The sequence below is a fragment of the Subtercola sp. Z020 genome, from assembly GCF_002931235.1.
GTDB lineage: Bacteria > Actinomycetota > Actinomycetes > Actinomycetales > Microbacteriaceae > Subtercola.
Genome location: NZ_PSTT01000056.1, coordinates 1 through 19,913, shown reverse-complemented (window position 1 = coordinate 19,913; position 19,913 = coordinate 1). Strand labels below are relative to the sequence as shown.

18 protein-coding genes are annotated in these 19,913 nt (G+C 68.7%); 10 read left to right on the top strand and 8 right to left on the bottom strand.

From position 1 onward, the window contains the following. Positions 1-2,640: RNA helicase (locus tag C5B96_RS07695; protein WP_104244568.1), on the bottom strand; the 2,640-nt coding region annotated here is incomplete at its 3' end. Positions 2,641-2,713: 73 nt separating this feature from the next. Between C5B96_RS07695 and C5B96_RS07690 the strand changes: the two genes are divergently transcribed. Further along, the gene (locus tag C5B96_RS07690) at positions 2,714-4,357 is read left to right on the top strand and encodes an SDR family NAD(P)-dependent oxidoreductase (RefSeq protein WP_104244566.1); all 1,644 of its coding nucleotides are present in this window, start codon (positions 2,714-2,716) and stop codon (positions 4,355-4,357) included. Between the two features lie 341 nt (positions 4,358-4,698). Here C5B96_RS07690 and C5B96_RS07685 read toward each other — a convergent pair whose 3' ends face one another. Genes C5B96_RS07685 through C5B96_RS07675 form a run of 3 tightly spaced genes read right to left on the bottom strand, consistent with a single transcriptional unit; the run spans position 4,699 to position 7,588 of the window. Continuing rightward, on the bottom strand, positions 4,699-5,631 hold the full coding sequence (locus C5B96_RS07685; RefSeq protein WP_233189070.1) for a UbiA family prenyltransferase: 933 nt from the start codon (positions 5,629-5,631) through the stop codon (positions 4,699-4,701). A gap of 57 nt (positions 5,632-5,688) precedes the next feature. Then, a complete protein-coding gene (locus tag C5B96_RS07680; protein WP_104244565.1) occupies positions 5,689-6,906 on the bottom strand; it encodes a lytic transglycosylase domain-containing protein in 1,218 nt (405 codons plus the stop codon). Positions 6,907-6,958: 52 nt separating this feature from the next. Then, positions 6,959-7,588 (bottom strand): DsbA family protein, encoded by a 630-nt coding sequence (locus tag C5B96_RS07675; protein WP_104244562.1) that lies wholly within the window; start codon positions 7,586-7,588, stop codon positions 6,959-6,961. Between the two features lie 92 nt (positions 7,589-7,680). Between C5B96_RS07675 and C5B96_RS07670 the strand changes: the two genes are divergently transcribed. After that, positions 7,681-8,235, top strand: coding sequence for a YceI family protein (locus tag C5B96_RS07670; RefSeq protein WP_104244560.1), 555 nt, complete (start codon positions 7,681-7,683; stop codon positions 8,233-8,235). A gap of 137 nt (positions 8,236-8,372) precedes the next feature. On the opposite strand, the gene C5B96_RS07665 is transcribed toward C5B96_RS07670, so the two are convergent. Then, on the bottom strand, positions 8,373-9,548 hold the full coding sequence (locus tag C5B96_RS07665) for a winged helix DNA-binding domain-containing protein (protein ID WP_104244558.1): 1,176 nt from the start codon (positions 9,546-9,548) through the stop codon (positions 8,373-8,375). Positions 9,549-9,571: 23 nt separating this feature from the next. Next, a complete protein-coding gene (locus C5B96_RS07660; protein WP_233189069.1) occupies positions 9,572-10,651 on the bottom strand; it encodes an App1 family protein in 1,080 nt (359 codons plus the stop codon). A 229-nt stretch (positions 10,652-10,880) separates the two neighbouring features. On the opposite strand from C5B96_RS07660, the gene C5B96_RS07655 reads away from it, so the two are divergent. From C5B96_RS07655 to C5B96_RS07635, 5 genes are all read left to right on the top strand, one after another. Continuing rightward, complete coding sequence (locus C5B96_RS07655; RefSeq protein WP_158507139.1) at positions 10,881-11,528, top strand: TetR family transcriptional regulator; 648 nt, start codon at positions 10,881-10,883, stop codon at positions 11,526-11,528. Between the two features lie 198 nt (positions 11,529-11,726). Further along, on the top strand, positions 11,727-12,539 hold the full coding sequence (locus tag C5B96_RS07650) for an ABC transporter ATP-binding protein (RefSeq protein ID WP_104244554.1): 813 nt from the start codon (positions 11,727-11,729) through the stop codon (positions 12,537-12,539). Between the two features lie 58 nt (positions 12,540-12,597). Further along, complete coding sequence (locus tag C5B96_RS07645; protein WP_104244552.1) at positions 12,598-13,293, top strand: ABC transporter permease; 696 nt, start codon at positions 12,598-12,600, stop codon at positions 13,291-13,293. Next, positions 13,293-14,030, top strand: coding sequence for an ABC transporter permease (locus C5B96_RS07640; protein ID WP_104244550.1), 738 nt, complete (start codon positions 13,293-13,295; stop codon positions 14,028-14,030). Before C5B96_RS07645 ends, C5B96_RS07640 begins: the two co-directional genes overlap by 1 nt. 1 nt (position 14,031) lies before the next feature. Beyond that, a complete protein-coding gene (locus tag C5B96_RS07635) occupies positions 14,032-14,967 on the top strand; it encodes an ABC transporter substrate-binding protein (RefSeq protein ID WP_104244547.1) in 936 nt (311 codons plus the stop codon). A 114-nt stretch (positions 14,968-15,081) separates the two neighbouring features. Here the strand turns inward: C5B96_RS07635 and C5B96_RS07630 are convergent, their stop codons facing one another. Together C5B96_RS07630 and C5B96_RS07625 are read right to left on the bottom strand one after the other, a co-directional pair. Further along, complete coding sequence (locus C5B96_RS07630) at positions 15,082-16,101, bottom strand: M56 family metallopeptidase (protein WP_104244545.1); 1,020 nt, start codon at positions 16,099-16,101, stop codon at positions 15,082-15,084. A 25-nt stretch (positions 16,102-16,126) separates the two neighbouring features. Further along, entirely contained in the window at positions 16,127-16,498 is a 372-nt protein-coding gene (locus C5B96_RS07625; protein ID WP_104244543.1) for a BlaI/MecI/CopY family transcriptional regulator, read from the bottom strand. Positions 16,499-16,610: 112 nt separating this feature from the next. On the opposite strand from C5B96_RS07625, the gene C5B96_RS07620 reads away from it, so the two are divergent. The 3 genes from C5B96_RS07620 to C5B96_RS07610 all read left to right on the top strand — a co-directional run. Further along, on the top strand, positions 16,611-18,023 hold the full coding sequence (locus tag C5B96_RS07620) for a cytochrome ubiquinol oxidase subunit I (protein WP_104244541.1): 1,413 nt from the start codon (positions 16,611-16,613) through the stop codon (positions 18,021-18,023). 16 nt (positions 18,024-18,039) lie between these two features. Further along, positions 18,040-19,092: a cytochrome d ubiquinol oxidase subunit II gene (cydB, locus tag C5B96_RS07615; protein ID WP_104244539.1), complete on the top strand. Its 1,053-nt coding sequence runs from the start codon at positions 18,040-18,042 to the stop codon at positions 19,090-19,092. Further along, on the top strand, positions 19,089-19,913 hold an 825-nt coding region (locus C5B96_RS07610; protein ID WP_255414714.1), incomplete at its 3' end, for an ABC transporter transmembrane domain-containing protein. The genes cydB and C5B96_RS07610, both read left to right, overlap by 4 nt.

Genomic DNA, 19,913 nt, shown 5'->3' with positions numbered 1-19,913 from the left:
CCGTGGCTGCGCGCCGCGTTGAGGTAGTGCAGGTGCAACCCCGCGACGCTCACGCCCTGGAAGAACGGCGGCGCCCTCCTCGGCGGAGGCCGCCAGGTCCACCTCGGCCGCGATGCCCCAGTCGTGGTCGCCCTCGGGGTCGTCGAAGGTCTGGCGCACGATCCACACGTCGCGGCGCTCCTCGATCGTGAGCAGCGTCGCGCTCCGCGCATCCGCGCCGACGCCGATGCTGTCGTACTCGCCGTAGTACCCGTCGAGCGCCTCGGCCCAGCGGTCGCGCGAGAAGCCGAGCGGAGCATCCAGTTCGCCCAGGTCATCGACCCTGTCGAGCGCCGCGAGCTGCACACGCTTGAAGAGCTCGTTGCGCACCAGGATGCGGAACGCCCGCGGGTTCGAGACGACGCTGTGCGGCGCCGGCGGCAGCACCGCGGTCACGCCGCGGCCCTGCGCGGCGATGTCGTCGGCCTCGCCCTGCACCTCCGTGGGGTTTGTGAGCTCCTCCCATTCGTCGAGCAGGCTGGAGTCGACCTGGCGCACCAGCTCGCCGAGCCACTCGATCAGGTCGACGAGGTCTTCGCTCTTCGCCTCGTCGGGGATCGTCGACCGGGCGGCCTTGAACGCATCGGAGAAGTACCGCAGAACGAGACCTTCCGAACGGTTGAGTTTGTAGAAGCCGATGTAGTCGTTGAACGTCATCGCGCGCTCATACATGTCACGCACGACAGTCTTCGGGCTCAGTTCGAAGTCACCCACCCAGGGCTGCGACGCCTTGTAGATCTCGAACGCGGCATCCAGAAGCTCTTCGAGCGGCTTCGGGTGCGTGATCTGCTCGAGCAGTTCCATGCGCTGGTCGTACTCGATGCCCTCGGCCTTCATGGCCGCAACGGCCTCGCCCTTCGCCTGGAACTGCTGGGCGCTGAGCACCGGCCGCGGGTCGTCGAGCGTCGCCTCGACCACCGAGATGAGGTCGAGCGCGTAGGTCGGCGCGTCGAGGTTGATCAGCTCGAAGGCGGCGAGGGCGAACGGCGAGAGCGGCTGGTTGAGTGCGAAGTTCGGCTGCAGGTCGACGGTGAGCCGGATGCCCACCCGTCCCTCCGCATCGGGTGGCAGCTGCTCGACGATCTCTGCGGTGCGGAGCGTGCGGTAGATCGCCAGCGCCTGCCTCTCGAGGTCGAGCTGCCGGTGGCGCGGTTCGTGGTTGTCTTCGAGCAGGGCCCGGGTGGCGGCGAAGGCGTCGAAGAAGCCCTCGGAGGCGCCTGCGCCGCGGCCCCCGCCGCCCTCCGACCCGCGCCCGATGATGTTCAGCAGCATCGCGTGGTTGATCTGCATGCTGCTCGTGAGCGTCTCGGGTTCGGCAGAGATCAGCCGGTTGAAGCTCGGCTCGCCCCAGCTGACGAAGCCCTCCGGCGCGCGCTTCTTCACCACCTTCTTCAGCTTCTTCGGGTCGTCGCCCGCCTTCGCGATCAGCCGGGCGTTCTCGGTCTCGTGCTCGGGTGCCTGGGCGACCACGGTGCCCGCGGTGTCGAAGCCGGCGCGCCCGGCGCGACCCGCTATCTGGTGGAACTCGCGCGCGGTGAGCTGGCGCATCCGGGTGCCGTCGAACTTCGTGAGAGCCGTGAGCAACACGGTGCGGATCGGCACGTTGATGCCGACGCCGAGCGTGTCTGTGCCGCAGATGACCCGCAGCAGTCCGCGTTGCGCGAGCTGCTCGACCAGGCGGCGGTACTTCGGCAGCATCCCGGCGTGGTGCACGCCGATTCCCGCCCTGATCAGCCGCGACAGCGTGCGCCCGAAGTTCGTCGTGAAGCGGAAGTCGCCGATCGCGTCGGCGATCTCGTCACGCTGTTCGCGACTGACGATGCGGATGCTCGACAGCGCCTGCGCGCGTTCGAGCGCGGCGAGCTGCGAGAAGTGCACGATGTAGATGGGCGCCTGGCCGGTCTTCAGCAGGTCTTCGACGGTCTCGTGCACCGGCGTCGTGGCGTAGAAGTAGTTGAGCGGAACGGGCCGCTCGACCCCCGTGACCACCGCCGTTTCGCGGTTCGTGCGCCGGGTGAGATCCTTCGTCAGCCACGACACGTCGCCGAGCGTCGCCGACATGAGGATGAACTGCACGCGCGGCAGCGTCAGCAGCGGCACCTGCCAGGCCCAGCCGCGCTCGGGGTCTGAGTAGAAGTGGAACTCGTCCATCACGACCTGGTCGACGGGAGCATCTGCGCCGTGCCGCAGCGCGATGTTCGCGAGGATCTCTGCGGTGCAGCAGATGATGGGCGCATCCGCGTTGACGCTCGAATCTCCCGTCACCATGCCGACGTTCGCCGCGCCGAAGATCTCGACGAGGGCGAAGAACTTCTCGCTCACCAGGGCCTTGATCGGCGCCGTGTAGAAGGAGCGCCGGCCGTCGGCGAGCGCCGCGAAGTGCGCGGCGACGGCGACGAGCGACTTGCCGGTGCCCGTCGGCGTGCTCAGAATGAGGTTGTTGCCCGAGACGATCTCGATGATCGCCTCCTCCTGCGCCGGGTAGAGGGTGAGGCCTCTGGATGCCGTGTACCCCGTGAATCGTTCGAAGAGGTCGTCGGGGTCGGCGCTGTCGCCCGCGGCAGGCAGGTCGGGCAGAGAGGCGAGCAGCGAGACATCCATGGTCCTCTGATCATGCCCTAACTCGCCGGGCCGGGTCGCTGCCGCCCGTCGCAGCGTAGAATTCTTGCTGCCCATGGATCAGAACACCTCCCCGTCACACGCCCTGCCCGCCATCGACCCCGACGAACTCGAGGTCGCGCTGCGCGTACTCGCGACGCTGCACGAGCTCGACGAAGAGCATCCCGACTTCGTCGCCGTACGGCGCGCCACCGCCAAGATGTTCAAGTCCGTGAAGAAGAACCGTCGCGACGAGAAGCGCGACGCGATCGCGAGCGCAGACCGCAGCGTCATCGCCAACACGGCGACCGGTGCGGCGGATCGCATCGACGACGAGACCCGCGGCATCCAACTCGCCGCCCTCACCAGCGCACCGTCGGCGGGCACCCTGCTGAAGTCGCGGCCCTGCTACATCTGCAAGCAGCACTACACGCAGGTCGATGCGTTCTACCACCAGCTCTGCCCGTCGTGTGCGGCGATGAGCCACGCGAAGCGGGATGCCCGCACCGACCTGACCGGCAAGCGGGCGCTGCTCACCGGCGGCCGCGCCAAGATCGGCATGTACATCGCCCTGCGGCTGCTGCGCGATGGGGCGCACACCACGATCACGACGCGGTTCCCGCGGGATGCGGTGCGCCGGTTCTCGAGCCTGCCCGACTCGGGCGACTGGCTGCACCGGCTGAAGATCGTCGGCATCGACCTGCGCGACCCCGCCCAGGTCATCGGGCTGGCGACGGCGGTCGCAGAGGCCGGGCCGCTCGACATTCTGATCAACAACGCGGCGCAGACCGTGAAGCGTTCGCCGGGGTCGTACGCACCCCTGGCCGAAGCCGAGCTGGCGCCGCTCCCCGACGGGCCGACGCCCGAGATGATCACGTTCGGGCACACCAACGACGCGCACCCGCAGGCGCTCGCGGCGTCGGTGGCGTCGCATCCGCTGCTGCAGCGGGCCGCCGTCGTCGCGCCCGCCGGGGCCGCGCTCGGCCTCGCGGGGCTCGGGCACACTCCGGGGGTCTCGGATGCCGATGCGAACGCCGAACTGATCGGGTCGGAGCTGCTCGGCGCGGCGCTCGCCGGTGCCGGCCTGACGCCGGGGGAGCTCAGCGCCGACGAGCTCTCGGGGCTGGCGCTCGCCGCAGGGTCGTCATCGCTCGACCGCCTCGCCGCCGGAACCGCGATCGACGCCGGCGGGCTCGTGCCCGACACGCACCACGAGAACAGCTGGACGCAGGCGGTGCACGACGTGGATCCGCTCGAGATGCTCGAGGTGCAGCTCTGCAACACAACGGCGCCGTTCCTGCTGGTGTCGCGGCTGCGGTCGTCACTCGCGGCGGGTGCTTCCGCGTCGGCCGCTGCCGGCGGTGCGGGGCGCTCGTACGTGGTGAACGTGTCGGCCATGGAGGGCGTCTTCGCGCGCGGGTACAAGGGCCCCGGGCATCCGCACACCAACATGGCCAAGGCGGCGCTCAACATGCTCACGCGCACCAGCGGCAAGGAGATGCTGGCGACCGACGGCATCCTGATGACGAGCGTCGACACCGGGTGGATCACGGATGAACGGCCGCACCCGACGAAGGTGCGCCTTGCGGAAGAGGGGTTCCACGCTCCCCTCGACCTGGTCGACGGGGCCGCGCGCGTCTACGACCCCGTGGTGCGGGGCGAGGCGGGTGAAGACCTGTCAGGCGTCTTCTTGAAGGACTACGCTCCTTCTGCGTGGTGATCTTGCGGCGCGTTGCGCTTCGCGCACCGCGCACGCGCTTGGTTTTCGGGGGCGTCGCGGGGGTACGTGCGCGGTCGTCGCAGCGTTTCGGCTGACGCCAACCCTCGTACCCGTGCGCGTATCGCGGCGGAGGGCGGGGTCGCGCTGCGCGCGCTGTGCTGCTGCGCTTCGCGCGTCGGCCGTGGTCTGCGGATGTTCCGCCGCCGCGCGTGCTGGTGCGTCGCTGGCGGCGCCGCACACGTCGCGGGCCTTGGCGCTGCGCCCTGCGGCGCGGCCTCCGCCGCGGCCGCTTCGCGGCGCTGCCCCCGCCGCGCAGCGGCCGCGGCGGGGGCGGGCGCGGGTCAGACGCGCAGGCGGGAGCCCGAGAGGGCCAGCAGCACGACGTCGATGAGGGCCGCAAGGATGATGAGGCGGAACAGCACGCGGCCGGGCGGCCGGGTGAGCACGAGGCGCACCCCGAGGGCGGCGACCAGCAGCCCGAGCACGAGGCCGATCAGCGTCACGGCGCTCGGCCCCGCGCCCACGAGGATGGCCAGCGACGCCAGCAGCAGCGCGCCGAACGCCGCGAGGCCCGACGGCACCCGCCCGAGCCGGTGCGGCAGGCCGCGGATACCCGTCTGCCGGTCGTCGTCGAGGTCGGGCAGCACGTTGGCGAAGTGCGCGGCCAGGCCCAGCAGGGCGCCCGTCGCGATGACCCACCACTCCGCCTCGGCCGGCGGCGAGCCCGCGAGCGTCACCACCGTCGGCAGCAGCCCGAAGCTGACCATGTACGGCAACCACGAGTACGCGGTCTTCTTCACGCCCAGGTTGTACGCGATGCCCGACACGACCAGCACGATGTGCGGTATCGCGGCGTCGATTCCGAGCAGCAGCGAGAACGGAACGGTGAGCACCGCAGCCACGATGAACGCGTTCCGCACGGCCGCCGCCGAGATGTCGCCCGCGGCGATGGGCTTGTCGGTGCGGCCCACGGCTTCGTCTCGCCGGGCATCCAGCCAGTCGTTCGACCAGCCGATCGCCAGCTGGCCGACCAGCACCGCGAACCCGACCGCGAAGATGCGCTGCTCGGCGAGGCCGATGGCGAGCGACAGGATGATCGCCAGCGCCGTGACGGCGACCGTCGGCCCCGGGTGCGAGGCGCCGACGAGGGCCCGGGTGCGACGCCAGGCGTTCCCCTCTCCGTCTGCACCGTGCTCGCCGGGCGCAGCGTCGTCAGGATGCCCGCTCACCGCCACCTCCCCGCGCTCGTCGTGGCTCGCCGTCGGCGCCGCCACTGACACACCCTAGCCGTAGCAGGTGAGGCTCCGGATGCACGGCCGGCCGTTCGCCGGTCAGTACCAGTGCGGGTTGGTGTTCTGCGAGTGCGCCCATGCGCCGCACGGGTTGCCGTAGCGGCCCGAGATGTAGGCGAGGCCCCAGTTGATCTGGGTGGCGGCATTTGTCTGCCAGTCCGATCCGGCGGAGGCCATCTTCCGGCCGGGAAGGGACTGCGGGATGCCGTAGGCCCCGCTCGACTCGTTGTAGGCGTTCACGCGCCAACCGGATTCCCTCGTCCACAGCTGCAGCAGGCACTGGAACTGGTCGCTGCCCCAGCCGCGGGCGCTCACCTGGCCCTGCGCGTAGTTCTTCGCGCCCTGCGGGTCGGAGACGAGGCCGGCCGGGGGAGCGCTGCTGTCGTCTCCGTCTCCGTCGCCGTTGTTCGCCGCCGCCTCCTTCGCTGCGGCGGCCGCAGCCGCCTCTGCAGCGGCCTGAACGCCGAGCTGGTAGTTCTTCTCGACGTCGGCGGTCGTGTCTTTCAGGGTGGCGAGCTGGGCATACAGGATGTCGCTCTGCGCCTGCTGGGCGGCGACCTCGGCATCGGCGGCGTTCTGTGCGGCCTGGGCGTCGGCCGCGGCCTGCTGCGCGGCGGTCGCGAGGTCGGTGCGGGCCGACTCCGCCACGGCGGCCTGCGCATTGAGCGTCGCCGCCAGGTTCTCGGAGGAGGTCGCCAGGGCGCTGAGGCGGGCGGACTGCTGCGTCAGCTTGCTGAGCGAGCCGAGCTGGTCGAGCAGGGTGTCGGCCTGCGCGCCGCTCAGAAAAAGGTTGGCGGTCTGGTTGCCGCCCGACCGGTACAGCTCGACCGTCAGCTGGGCGAACTGGTTCTTCGCGGCGGTCGCCTTCGCGGCGGCCTCGTCGGAGCGCTGGCGCGCGGTGTCTGCGGTCTGCGTCGCCGCCTGCAGCGCGGCCTGCGCGTTCAGGTACTCGTTGCCCTTCTGGATCGCCACGTCACCGAGCTCGGCGGCCTGCTGCTGCAGCTCGCCGATCAGCCCGGTGATGTTCTGCACCTCCGCGGCCTTCGTCGCCTCGTTCTGCTTCGCGGCGTTCACGTCGTCCCAGCTGGGGTAGTCGGTGCGCACGGCGAGCGACAGGATGCCCGGGACGCCGCCCGCGGCATCCAGAACCGTCGCCTGCCGGGGCGCGGCATCCGTCGCCGACGCCTGCACGGGCACGGCGACCCCGGCCGAGACCGCGAGCGCGGCCACGACGAACAGGCGCAGGATGCGTTTCATACCCCTACGCTAAGCGACGTGGGGCCGTTTGGGCAGAAGCCCACGCTGCCGATCAGCTGAAGATCGGGTCGCGCGTGCGGGAGCGCTTCAGCTCGAAGAACCCGTCGTAGCTGGCTGCGGCGACGATTCCGTCCCACAGGGTGAGGGCGACCTCGCCGGTCGGCGCGGGCGAGATGACGGGGCCGAAGAAGGCCGTTCCGTCGACCGAGAGGATGGGCGTTCCGACATCCTGCCCGACGAGGTCGATGCCGCTTGAGTGGGATGCCCGCAGTTCGTTCTCGAAGCGGAACTCGTGGCCGCCAGCGGCATCCGGAGCCTCGTTCGCGAGCTCGGCAGGCAGGCCCGCCTCTTCGAGCGACTCGGCGATCACGGCGTCGGTGTCGGTGCGCTGGCCGAGGTGGATGCGCGTGCCGAGGGCGTCGTAGAGCGGCTTCACGACCTGCTGGCCGTGCCGCTCCTTCGCCGCAGCGACCAGCTGGGCGTAGCGGAGCGCACGGGGGAAGAAGGCGCGGTGCGCTGCGTCGACGTCGTTGTTCTCGTTCAGGATCGCGAGGCTCATGATGTGCCAGGTGACGTCGAGGTCGCGGTGGGCGCTGACTTCGTCGACCCACCTCGACGTCATCCACGCCCAGGGGCAGGAGGGATCGAACCAGAAATCGACACGTGTTGTTTGGTTGGGCATAAACCAACTCTGTCACTCTCAGGGAATAATCGGATCATTCGATACATTTGTATCTACAACTGTTGTTCCTTTCCCCATTGAGAGTAGAGACCATGACTGACACCTACACGATCCCCGGCCACAAAGCCGGCACCTGGACCATCGACGCATCGCACAGCGAGGTCGCGTTCAGCGTTCGCCACCTCCTCATCAGCAAGGTCAAGGGCAAGTTCGAGAAGTTCGACGCCACCTTCGTGACCGGCGAGAGCCCCCTCGACACCAAGCTCACCGCCTCGGCAGAGGTCGAGTCGATCAACACCGGTGACGCCAACCGCGACGGTCACCTGCGCACCAACGACTTCTTCAACGCTCCCGAGTTCCCGACGATCACGTTCGTCTCGAACAGCGTCGTCGCCGAGAAGCACGACCTCAAGGTCACCGGCGACCTGACCATCAAGGGCGTCACCAAGCCGGTCACCTTCGACGTCGAGTTCGGTGGCTTCGGCAACGACCTCTACGGCAACTACAAGCTGGGCCTGACCGCGAAGACGGTCATCAACCGCAACGACTTCGGCGTGAACTGGAACGCTCCGCTCGAGGCCGGCGGCGTGCTGGTCGGCGAAGACGTCACCATCACGATCGACCTGCAGGCGTCGCTGCAGGCGTAGTTCCGCATCTCTCGCAGAAGCCGTCGTCCCTCCGGGGTCGGCGGCTTCTGTCGTGGTGGGCGGTGGCCGCGCGGCGTGCCGGTCTGCCGGTCTGCTGTGCTGCCGGGTCGCCGGTCTGCCGGTCTGCTGTGCGGCCGCTATTCCGCGAGGGGCAGACCGAGGTACGCCGCGTACCGGGTCGCCGAGCGAGCGACACCCCGCGACTGCGCTTCGGTGAGCGCCTCGAAAGGGGTCGGCGTCACGGCCACCCGGGCGCTGGTGGCGCGCCGCGACCAGGTGCCGACGACCCGCCCGCCGGCGACGATCGTGGGGAGGAACATGCCGTTGTTGCCGGGCACGATCCGCTCGGCGTACGGCGCGGGCAGCGCCGCCGAGCGGTCCGCGTAGCCGAGCAGGTACTCGTCGAAGCCCGGCAGCAGGTGCACCGCCCGGCGAACGGGCGGCTCGTCGAGGGCGCCGGCGGGCATCCAGTACTCCGCACCGTCGACCGTGAGCGACTCGAGGCGGTCGCCCGCGGCATCCAGACCCGCCCTCGCATCGACCATGAGCAGGTTCGACCACCACAGAAAGTCGCGGAGGGTCGACGGCCCGTGGCTGGTGACGTAGCGGAGCACCAGTTCGGCGACGCCTTCTTCGTGGGTGAGGCGTCGTGGATGCCGCACCCACTCATCGAGCAGCACGAGCGCCTGCGCGGTGCCGACCATTGGCCCGAAGCAGAGCGTCTTCGTGTGGGCGAGGTACCAGAGGATGTTCGATCCCCGGTTGGAGCCGGTGTCGATGCCGAGAGCGTGGAAGGCGGCGAAGAGGTCGTCGCGGGGGAGGGCGTGGCCGCCCTGCAGTGCGTCGATGGCGGCACTCCGCGCGGTCTCGAGGGTGGCGTGGTCGAGCCCGAGCTGCCGGAAGCGGCCGGCCACGCTCGACACGGTGCGGGCGGCGGTGAGGTTGAGCATCCACTCGAGGTCTTCGGCGGCGGTGATGTGCAGGGTGCCGCGAAACGGCCAGGAGCGTACGATCACGCCGCTGGCGAAGGCCGCGTCGACATCGGCGAGGGTGGCGCCGGGCGAGCGGAGGGCGATCGACCACTTCGCGCCCGGCAGGTCTTGGGCCTGCAGCGCGGTGAGGTGCCGCACGACGCCGGTGACGCCTCCCGCGCCGGGGTGCGCTGAGCCGGGCTGCGGTGGGCCGGGCTGCGCTGGGCCGGGTTGCGCCGCGCCGGGCCGCGCAGGGCCCGGCTGCGCAGCGCCGGGAGGGTTCTGGATGCGCTGCCGGGCGAGGCGGAGGCGGGCGAGGCGGCTCGCGTCACGGGAGTTCACCAGCCCACCACCTCCACACCGTGCTACAGGATGTCGGCAGCGCCCAGCTGCTTGGCGAGCCCCGACCCGTCGGGCGCGTACACCCACAGGGCGTCGGACTTGTCGCTCATCGACTCGGCCTTCGACCGGCCACCGGCCAGCACCGCCTCGCTCGGCGACAGCTGGCGGATCGCGATCGCGGCGACGTTCTCGGGGTGCTGCTCCTCGAACTCGCCGTAGATCTCCTCGTCGTGCTGCCCGTCGTCGCCGACCAGCAGCCAGCGCATCGACGGGAACTCCTCGGCGAGCCGGTGCAGGTTGTCGCGCTTGTGCTCCCGCCCGCTGCGGAACAGCCGGTCGTGGGTCGGGCCCCAGTCGGTGAGCAGCAGGGGGCCTGCGGGGTAGAGGTTGCGGGAGAGGAACCGGCTGAGCGTCGGCGCGACGTTCCACGCCCCCGTCGAGAGGTAGATGGTGGGCGAACCGGGATGCTCCGTGGCCAGCCGGTCGAGCAGAACGGCCATGCCGGGCGTGGGCACGCGGGCGTGCTCGTCGAGAACGAAGGTGTTCCAGGCCGCCAGCAGGGGGCGGGGGAGCGCCGTGACCATGACCGTGTCGTCGATGTCGCTCACCACGCCGAATCGGGCATCGGGGGCGATGACGAAGATCGAGGACTCCACGGGCTCCGAGTCTTCGGCCTGCAGGGTGATCGTGTGCCAGCCGGGCTCGAGCGTCGCGGGCACGACCGCGTCGACGACGCCTCCTCTGTCGGCCTTCACCTGGTGCTCGATGCCGCCGACGGTGACGATCACCTCGACCTCATTGATGGGAACGGCTGTGAAACTCCGCCAGCCGCGCACCATCTCCTCGCGGCGGCCGATGATCGGCAGGCGCCGGCGGGGCTTGCGGTCGCCGGTCAGCAGCACGCGGCTCAGAACCCGCACCCATTCGGTCGAGCCGTATCCCTTGTACGGGATGATCGTGGTGTGGTAACCGCGCTTGCGGGCCCTGTTCTCGCGGAACTCGTGCAGTGCATCCTCGATGCGGGCCGCGCGGTGCAGGATGCGCTCGGGTGTGACCCGGGGCGCTCCGGAGGAGGCGAACGGGGGGAGCGTCTGGTCTGCCACGGCACCAGTCTGTCAGAACTCGAAGTGAGCGAGGCCGTGCTGGCGGGCATCCACAGGTCGAACGAAAAGCCCGCAGCGGCCGATTTCTGTCAGATGATGGAGAAGTTCTCAAGAACCTGCCCTCTTTGTCACCGGGCATGCAGAGACCGCGAGTAACATGAGACTTACTTGTTACATCGAACGTGTCGAGCAGTCGTTGCATGCTCGTGAGAAGGGGCCGGCCAGAAAAGTGTCACTCAGTAAGCTCATCGACGAAACGCTGCTCGAGATGGTCAACGTTCGGAACGAGCCGGTGCAGGTGCGGAGTTCCACCCGCATCTCGGCTCTCATCGACGCGGCCGCCGAGGTCGTCGAGGAGGTCGGCGTCGAACGCATGACCACCGCGATGGTCGCCGAGCGCGCTGGCGCGTCGATCGGCACGGTGTACCGCTACTTCCCCGACCGCATCGCGGTGCTCTCGGCGCTCAGCCTGCGCAGCATGGACCGGTTCCTCCGCCAGACCCGCGAGAACATCCTGCGCGACACGCCCAAGTCGTGGACCGACATGATGATGATCGCGTTCGAGACCGGCGTCGAGATGCACCGCACCGAGGTGGGTTTCACCTCCATCCGGCTCGGCGACCTCGTGTCCTACCCCGAGGTCGAGCCCTCGGGCATCCGCTCCGCCCGCATCGCCGGTGCCTTCGCGGCGATCATCAGCCAGGACTTCGGGCTCGAATCGACCCCCGAGCTCGAGCTGCACCTCGAGATGACGGTCAACATGACCGATGCGCTGCTGGTGCGCGCGTTCGTGGCCGAGAAGAACGGCGACGAGAAGATCATCGCCGAGGCCCGGTCGGTCATCCAGAACTACCTGGGGTCGTTCAGCCAGAAGTAGGGACCGTTCGGGTGAGTGCGGCGGGGGTTTCGACCATCCGATCGCCGGAATGCTCCGAATGTCAGAGGCGTGCGTAACACTCTGTCAAGTGACGGCTCGTGCTTTGCCAATTGCCCGCAATGGTGTTTGGCTTGTGCGATTGCCGAGACAGCGCCGCGACGCCCGCGACATCTCGCCTTCTGACGACTGGAGTACCGCGTGATCGAATTCCGCACGGTGACGAAGCAGTTCCCCGACGGAACGATCGCGGTCGACGCGCTCGACCTCGTCATCCCCGCACGCCAGACCACGGTTCTCGTGGGTTCGTCGGGCTCGGGCAAGACGACCATCCTCCGCATGATCAACCGCATGGTCGAGAAGACGTCGGGCGCGATCGAGATCGACGGCGAAGACATCTACGGCCTGAACCCGGTGAAGCTCCGTCGCAGCATCGGCTACGTCATGCAGAACTCGGGGCTGCTGCCGCACCGCAAGGTGATCGACAACGTCACGACGGTGCCGGTGCTGAACGGCGTCAAGAAGGCGGAGGCACGGGCTGCCGCGCTGACCCTCCTCGACACCGTCGGCCTCGACCGTTCGCTCGCCGAGCGGTACCCGAGCCAGCTCTCGGGCGGCCAGCAGCAGCGCGTCGGCGTCGCCCGCGGCCTCGCTGCCGACCCCAACATCCTGCTGATGGATGAGCCGTTCGGCGCGGTCGACCCGATCGTGCGCGCCGAACTGCAGCAGGAGCTCGTGCGCATCCAGCGCGACCTCGGCAAGACGATCGTGTTCGTCACCCACGACATCGACGAGGCGTTCCTGCTCGGCGACCAGGTCGTGCTGCTCGAGAAGGGCGGCCGTGTGGCGCAGGCCGGCACGCCGGCCGAGATCCTCTCGAAGCCGGCGAACGACTTCGTCGCCTCGTTCATCGGGGCCGACCGGGGGCGCCGCGCGCTCCGTGTCGAGGTGGTGCACGGCCGCAACGTCGTCGTCGACGAAGACGGTCGCCCGACGGGGGTGCTGCAGTCATGAGCGCACAGGCCGCGAACGGTCTCGTCGTCAACTGGGCGGCGATGATGAGGTCACTCGCATGAACTGGGTCGTCAACAACTTCGGGCTCATCTGGAGCCTCACGCTCGACCACATCGCGCTGGCCGTTCCCCCGATCATCCTGGGCTTCATCATCTCGATCCCGATCGGCTGGGTCGCCAACCGCTACCACGCCTCCCGCGGCGTTCTGCTCACCATCAGCGGGTTGCTCTACACGATCCCGTCCCTGCCGCTGTTCATCGCCCTTCCCGCGATCCTCGGCACGGGCATCCTCGATCCCGTCAACGTCGTCGTCGGCCTGACGATCTACGCCGTCGCGCTGATGGTGCGGTCCGTGGCAGATGCCCTGGCCGCCGTCGACACGGGCGTGCGCCAGGCGGCCACCGCCATGGGGTACTCGGGCTGGCAGCGGTTCTGGCGGGTGGAGTTCCCGCTCGCCGGCCCTGTGCTGCTCGCGGGCCTCAGGGTCGTCTCCGTCAGTACCGTCAGCCTCGTCAGCATCGGCTCGGTCATCGGCGTCTCGAGCCTCGGCTACCTCTTTCTGAACGGCCTGCAGCGCAACATCATCGCCGAAGTCATCAGCGGAATCGTCGCGACCCTCGTGATCGCGGTGGTCTTCGACCTCGTGCTGGTACTGGTCGGCAGGCTGCTGCTGCCGTGGGCGAAGGCCGATCCGTCGGCGAAGCGAACCCGCCGTCGAACGGCTGAGCGCGCGATCACCGGGGCGGTGGCCTGATGGACCTGTTTCTCGACGGCTTCGCGTGGATCTTCGATCCCGCCCACCTGAACGGCCCCGGCGGCGTGTGGGTGCGCATCGCCGAACAGCTCTCGTACACGTTCGGCGCGGTTGCGATCGCCGCGGTGATCGCCATCCCGCTCGGTCTCTGGATCGGGCACACCGGCAGGGGCCGAGATGTCGCCGTACTCACCTCCGGCGGCCTGCGGGCGCTGCCGAGCCTCGGACTGCTGATCATCTTCGCGCTGGCCATCGGCATCGGGTTCAAGGCTCCGCTGCTGGCCTTCGTCATCCTCGCCATCCCGTCGCTGCTGTCGGGGGCGTACGCGGGGGTCGAAGCGGTCGACAAGCGCACCGTCGACGCCGCCCGGGCGCAGGGGATGACCGAATGGCAGGTGCTCACCAAGGTGGAGCTGCCACTCGGCCTGCCGCTGCTGATCGGCGGCATCCGTTCGGGTGTGCTGCAGGTGGTGGCGACGGCGACACTCGCCTACTTCGCCAGCGGTGGGGCGCTCGGGGTGTTCATCAACGACGGTCTGAAGACGAGGAACTACGCCGAACTCATCGGCGCCTCCCTCATCGTCACCGTGCTCGCTCTGGTTCTCGAGGGCATATTCGCCCTCCTCCAGAGGTTGTTCGTGCCACGCGGGGTCACCGCGGGTCGCGTGTCAGAAGTCCGCTCGAGGTCAGTCAGGCCCCGCGCGGTGGTGGGAAACCCCATCCAAGAAGGGAAATAGCATGTTCACAGCATTGAAGAAGGGCCGTATCGCCGCTGTCGGCGTTATCGCGGTCAGTGCGGCAGTCGCACTGGCAGGGTGTTCGTCAGGCAGTAGCCCGCTTGACGCGGGCTCGACATCGACCGGTTCGGCCGCGGCGGGCACCATCGTCGTCGGCTCGCAGTCGTACTACTCGAACGAGATCATTGCGGAGATCTACTCTCAGGCTCTTGAGGCCAACGGCCAGACGGTGACCCGCAAGTTCAACATCGGCCAGCGCGACGCCTACCTGCCGGCTCTCGCCAGCGGCGAGGTCACGCTGTTCCCCGAGTACTCGGGCAACCTGCTGCAGTTCTACGACAAAGACACGAAGGCCGTCTCGGCTGCCGACGTCTACTCAGAACTCAAGACCGCCGTGCCCTCGAACCTCGAGGTGCTCGACCAGTCAGAGGCCGCCGACCAGGACTCCTACAACGTCACGAAGGCGTTCAGCGAGTCGAACGGTGTGACGAGCATCGCCGACCTCGCGAAGGTGTCGGGCGTCACCCTCGGCGGCAACGCCGAGCTCGCGACGCGGCCCTACGGCCCTCCCGGGCTGCTCAGCACCTACAACGTGACCGTGGGCTTCACACCGATCGACGACTCGGCCGGCCCCCTCACGCTGAAGGCGCTGCTCGACAACACCATCCAGGTCGCGAACATCTACAGCGCCGACCCGAGCATCGGTGAGAACGACCTCGTCACGCTGACCGACCCGAAGAACCTGTTCCTCGCGTCGAACATCGTGCCGCTGATCAACAAAGACGCCGCCACCCCCGAGGTGACCGACGTGATCAACAAGGTCGATGCCGCGCTCACGACCGCCGACCTCGTGTCGATGAATGGCGAGAGCGTCACCGACCAGAAGTCGTCGGCAGACATCGCGAAGGAGTGGCTCGACAGCAAGAAGCTGTTCTAGCCGCCGTCGCGGTCGTCGCCGCCGCCGTAGCGGCCGTCGCCGCGCGCGACACTCCCCGAGCCGGCCGGCCGTTCCCCGTGGAACGCCGGCCGGCTCGGTCGTTCACGGCGGGGGCTACGACGTGAAGAGGAGGAGGGTGGGGAATGCGAGGAGGAGGGCCGCCAGGCCGAGGATGCCCGTGCGGGCCGGCAGTGACAGCTGGCTCTCGGGGTTTAGCAGCCGCCCGACCCGCAGCACCACGGGGTCGACCGACATCGGGAGGCGGCGGCCGTCGAGCACGTCTTCGCCGAACTCCGTCGCCGTGCCCAGCCGGTCCGCGCGCACCGCGTTGGGGGCCGGATCCGCCACCGACACCGACGCGGGCCCGCGCCGCACGATGTTCTGCGTCTCGGCCGAACCGACGAGCGCAATCGCCTCGGCGAGCGTCGTGTCGTCGGTCAGACGGCGGCCCTGATCATCCGCCAGCATCTCGACCAGCAGCGAGACGGCGACCTGCGCGCGCGTGGCGATGGGGAACCAGGGCAGGGCGCTCCGCCACGACTCGAAGGCGACCAGAAGTATGTGGTGCTGCTGCTGCAGATGCGCGCGTTCGTGCGCGAGCACCGCTTCGAGCTGGTCGGCGTCGAGCAGGCTGACGAGCCCCTCCGAGAGCACCGTGACGGTGCGGGCGCCCGGCAGGCAGTAGGCCACCGGCGCGGGGGAGTCCAGGATGAGCGTGCCCGGCTGCCCGAGCAGCGGCGTGCTGAGCAGGTCGACGAGGGAGCGGTGCCGACGACGCTGGCGCTCCGTGCGGGCGATCGTCACCGCGAGGTTCAGCAGCAGGTGGGCCGCGAGCAGCGCGGCACTCGAGAGCGCGAAGAGGTGGATCAGCCCGGCCGACGGCGGCAGCGCCCCCGAGAACAGCACCGGCGGCAGGTCGCCCAGGCCGCCGATCAGGTTGGTGCTGAACGGGATCAGCCCGAAGGTGACCAGCGAACCGATCATCGAGAGCCCACCGGCGAGGGCGATCGCCTGCCAGAGCAGAAGGGCGACGCCCGGCGACCGGGTGGGCCAGTGCGCCCGCGAGAGCAGCACCGGAACCGGCCACGCCAGAATGACCGCGAGCGCGGCAAGGGTCACAGAGGCGAAAAGCACGCGCCCAGCGTAGTCGTCGGGGCCGTCAGTCGGCGGCGCGCTGGTCGAGCAGCCGGCGCAGGGTGTCTGCCTCCTGCGGGCTGACCTGACCGACGAAGCGGGCGAGCGCAGCCGCCCGGTCGGGCTCCGCGCCCAGCACCTGCTGCAGCAGCTCGGCCGTGTGGTCGGCGCGGCTGGTCACGGCGTAGTAGAGGTGCGGCCTCACCTTGCGGTCGCGGTCGACGAACCCCTTGCGCTCGAGGCGCGAGAGCACCGTGAGCATGGTGGTCAGGGCGAGGTCTTTACCGGCGCTCGTCTTGTGCGCGAGCTCGTCGCGGAGCTCAGCGGCAGACACCGGTGCATCGCTCTGCCAGAGCCGTTCCATGATGGAGCGCTCGAGGTCGCCAAGGGTTGCCATGGCATTAGATTAGCGCCTTTTTCCTGCACGTTCTACACAAGGTAGAAATACTGTTCTACACTCGGTAGAAGACAAGTTCTACAGAACGTAGAACAAAGTTCGTGGAGGACTCGTGAACGACCTGCTTGATCCGCTCCTTCTCTCCCGCTGGCAGTTCGGGCTGACGACGATCTACCACTTTCTCTTCGTTCCCCTCACGATCGGCCTCGCCCTCACCGTGGCGATCTTCCAGACCGCCTGGGTGCGCACCGGGCACGCGAAGTACCTGCAGATCACGAAGTTCTTCGGCAAGATCTTCCTCATCAACTTCGCCATGGGCGTCGTGACGGGAATCGTGCAGGAGTTCCAGTTCGGCATGAACTGGTCGGACTACTCCCGCTTCGTCGGTGACGTCTTCGGCGCTCCGCTCGCGCTCGAGGGCCTGCTTGCCTTCTTTCTCGAGGCCACCTTCATCGGCCTCTGGATCTTCGGCTGGGACCGCCTGCCGAAGAAACTGCACCTCGCGACCATCTGGGTCACGGCGCTGGCGAGCATCCTGAGCGCCTATTTCATCATCGCCGCCAACTCCTTCATGCAGAACCCGGTCGGCTACCAGATCAACGAGGCGAAGGGTCGCGCCGAACTCACCGACATCTGGGCGCTGCTCACGAACAAGGTCGCGCTGGCGGCCTTCCCGCACACGATCTTCGCGTGCTTCATGGTCTCGGCGGCCCTCATCGTCTGCGCTGCGGCCTGGCACCTCTCCCGCGGGCAGCATTTCGACACGATGCGCCCCGCCCTGAAATTCGGTCTCTGGATGATGGTCATCTCCGGCACGCTGACCTTCCTCTCGGGTGACCAACTGGGCCTCGCGATGGTCGAGACCCAGCCGATGAAGATGGCGGCGGCAGAAGCCCTCTACAACACCTCGACCGGCGCTAACGCGTCGTTCTCGATCTTCACCCTCGGCACCCCCGACGGAGTCAGCGAGCTGTTCTCGATCCGCATTCCGTACCTGCTCTCGTTCCTCTCGACGCACACCTTCGACGGCACGGTCGAGGGCATCAACGATCTGCAGGCGCAATACACGCAGTTGTACGGTCCGGGAGACTACACGCCGACCATCTGGGTCACCTACTGGGCGTTCCGCTACATGATCGCGTTCGGCGTGCTCGCGGTCATCACCGCCGTCGGTGGCCTCTGGTTCACCCGCAAGGGCCGGATGCCCACCAAGCGCTGGATCTGGAAGGTCGCCATCTGGTCGATGCCGCTCCCGCTCGCCGCGATGATCGTCGGCTGGGTCTTCACCGAGATGGGCCGCCAGCCCTGGATCGTGTTCAGCCTGCTGAAGACGCAGGATGCGGTGTCGCCGAACACGACGGGGCTCGAGGTGCTCATCTCGCTGATCGCCTTCACGCTCATCTACGGCACGCTGGCCGTGGTCGAGTTCCGGCTGATCAAGAAGGCCATCCAGAAAGGCCCGGAGGAGGCGCCGACACCCGACGCCGAGACCGGCGACGTGAAGCACGAAGCGACGGTTTACTAGGAACGGTGTACTAGCCATGGATCTCCCCACCCTCTGGTTCGGCCTGCTGGCCTTCTTCTTCATCGGCTACTTCGTGCTCGACGGCTTCGACTTCGGCGTCGGCATGAGCATCCCGTTCCTCGGCCGCGACGAACGCGGGCCCAACGACATCGACCGGCGCGTGCTGATCAACACGATCGGCCCGATCTGGGACCTCAACGAGACCTGGGTCATCGTCGCCGGTGCCGCCATGTTCGCGGCGTTCCCCGAGTGGTACGCGACGCTGTTCAGCGGCTTCTACCTGGTCTTTCTCGCCATACTGCTGGCGCTCATCCTCCGCGGCGTCTCGTTCGAGTACCGGCACCAGCGCCCCGAGGTGCGCTGGAAGAGGCGGTTCGACCGGATGATCGTGATCGGCTCTGCCGTACCCGCCTTTCTCTGGGGGCTGGTGTTCGCCAACGTCGTGCGCGGCGTGCCGCTCGACGCCGGCTTCAACTTCACCGGAACCGTGTTCGACCTGTTCACGCCCTACGCCGTGCTCGGCGGGCTCACCACACTGCTGCTCTTCTTCACGCACGGCGTGGTGTTCGTGTCGTTGAAGACGACGGGGCCGATCCGCGAGCGGGCGAGGCTCCTGGCCGGCCGGGCAGGGCTCCTGACGATCGTGGTGGCCGCCGTCTTCCTCGTCTGGACGACGGTGTCGTTCGGGTCGGTGTTCTCGGGCATCCTCTCGGCCGTCGCCGCCGTCACGCTCATCGGCGGCTGGCTCGCGAACCAGCGGAAGGCCGAGGGCTGGTCGTTCGCCCTCTTCGCGGCGACCATCGCCTTCGCGGTGCTGTCGCTGTTCCTCTCGCTCGTTCCCGACGTGATGCCGGCGAGCAACGACCCGGCCAACAGTCTCACGATCGCGAACGCGTCGTCGTCGGGCTACACCCTCACGCTGATGAGCTGGGTCGCGCTGGTGTTCGTGCCGCTCATCCTCGCGTACCAGGGCTTCACGTACTGGGTGTTCCGCAAGCGGGTGAGCCGGACATCCATCACCGGAGTGCCGGAGGCCGGCGAGCAGCTCGGGGAGCAGGTCGGCGCGTGAAACCGGTCGACCCGCGCCTGCTGCGGTACGCGGCATCCGCTCGCCGCTTCTTCGGGCTGGGGGCGCTGCTCGCGCTCGCCCAGACCGCCTGCATCATCGCGTTCGCCTGGCTGGTCTCGTCGGTCGTGGTGTCGGCGATCGCGGGTGCGTCGCTCGCCGCGCTCACGCCGTCGCTGGTCGCGCTCGTCGGGGTCGTGGTGGTGCGCTCGGCGCTCGTCTGGCTGATGGAGCTGAACGCCGCTCGCGGTGCAGCGGTCGTGAAGAGCGAGCTGCGGCAGCGGGTGCTACGCGCGATCGTCACGCTGGGGCCGGGCTGGCTGGCGGGGCGCAACAGTGTCTCGGTGGCGACGCTGACGACGACGGGTCTGGATGCTCTCGACACGTATTTCGCGAAATACCTGCCACAGCTGATCCTCACGGCGCTCGCGACGCCGGTGCTCGTGGTCGTGCTGTTCGCCTCGGATGTCACCAGCGGGATCATCGTGCTGCTGACGCTGCCGCTGGTTCCCGTGTTCATGGTGCTGATCGGCATGGCGACCTCGGCGCTGCAGAGCGCGCAGTGGGAGAAGCTCGGGGCGCTGTCGACGGGGTTCCTCGACGTGGTGGAGGGGCTGTCGACGCTGAAGGTGTTCGGGCGGGAGAAGCGGCAGGCCGAGCGCATCCGGTACGTGACCGAGGAGTACCGGATGAGCACGCTGAAGGTGCTGCGGCTGTCGTTCCTCAGCGGGTTCGCGCTCGAGATGGCGGCGAGCCTGTCTGTGGCGCTGGTCGCGGTGTCGATCGGGCTGCGGCTGGTCGGGGGAGACCTGGGGCTCGGGGTG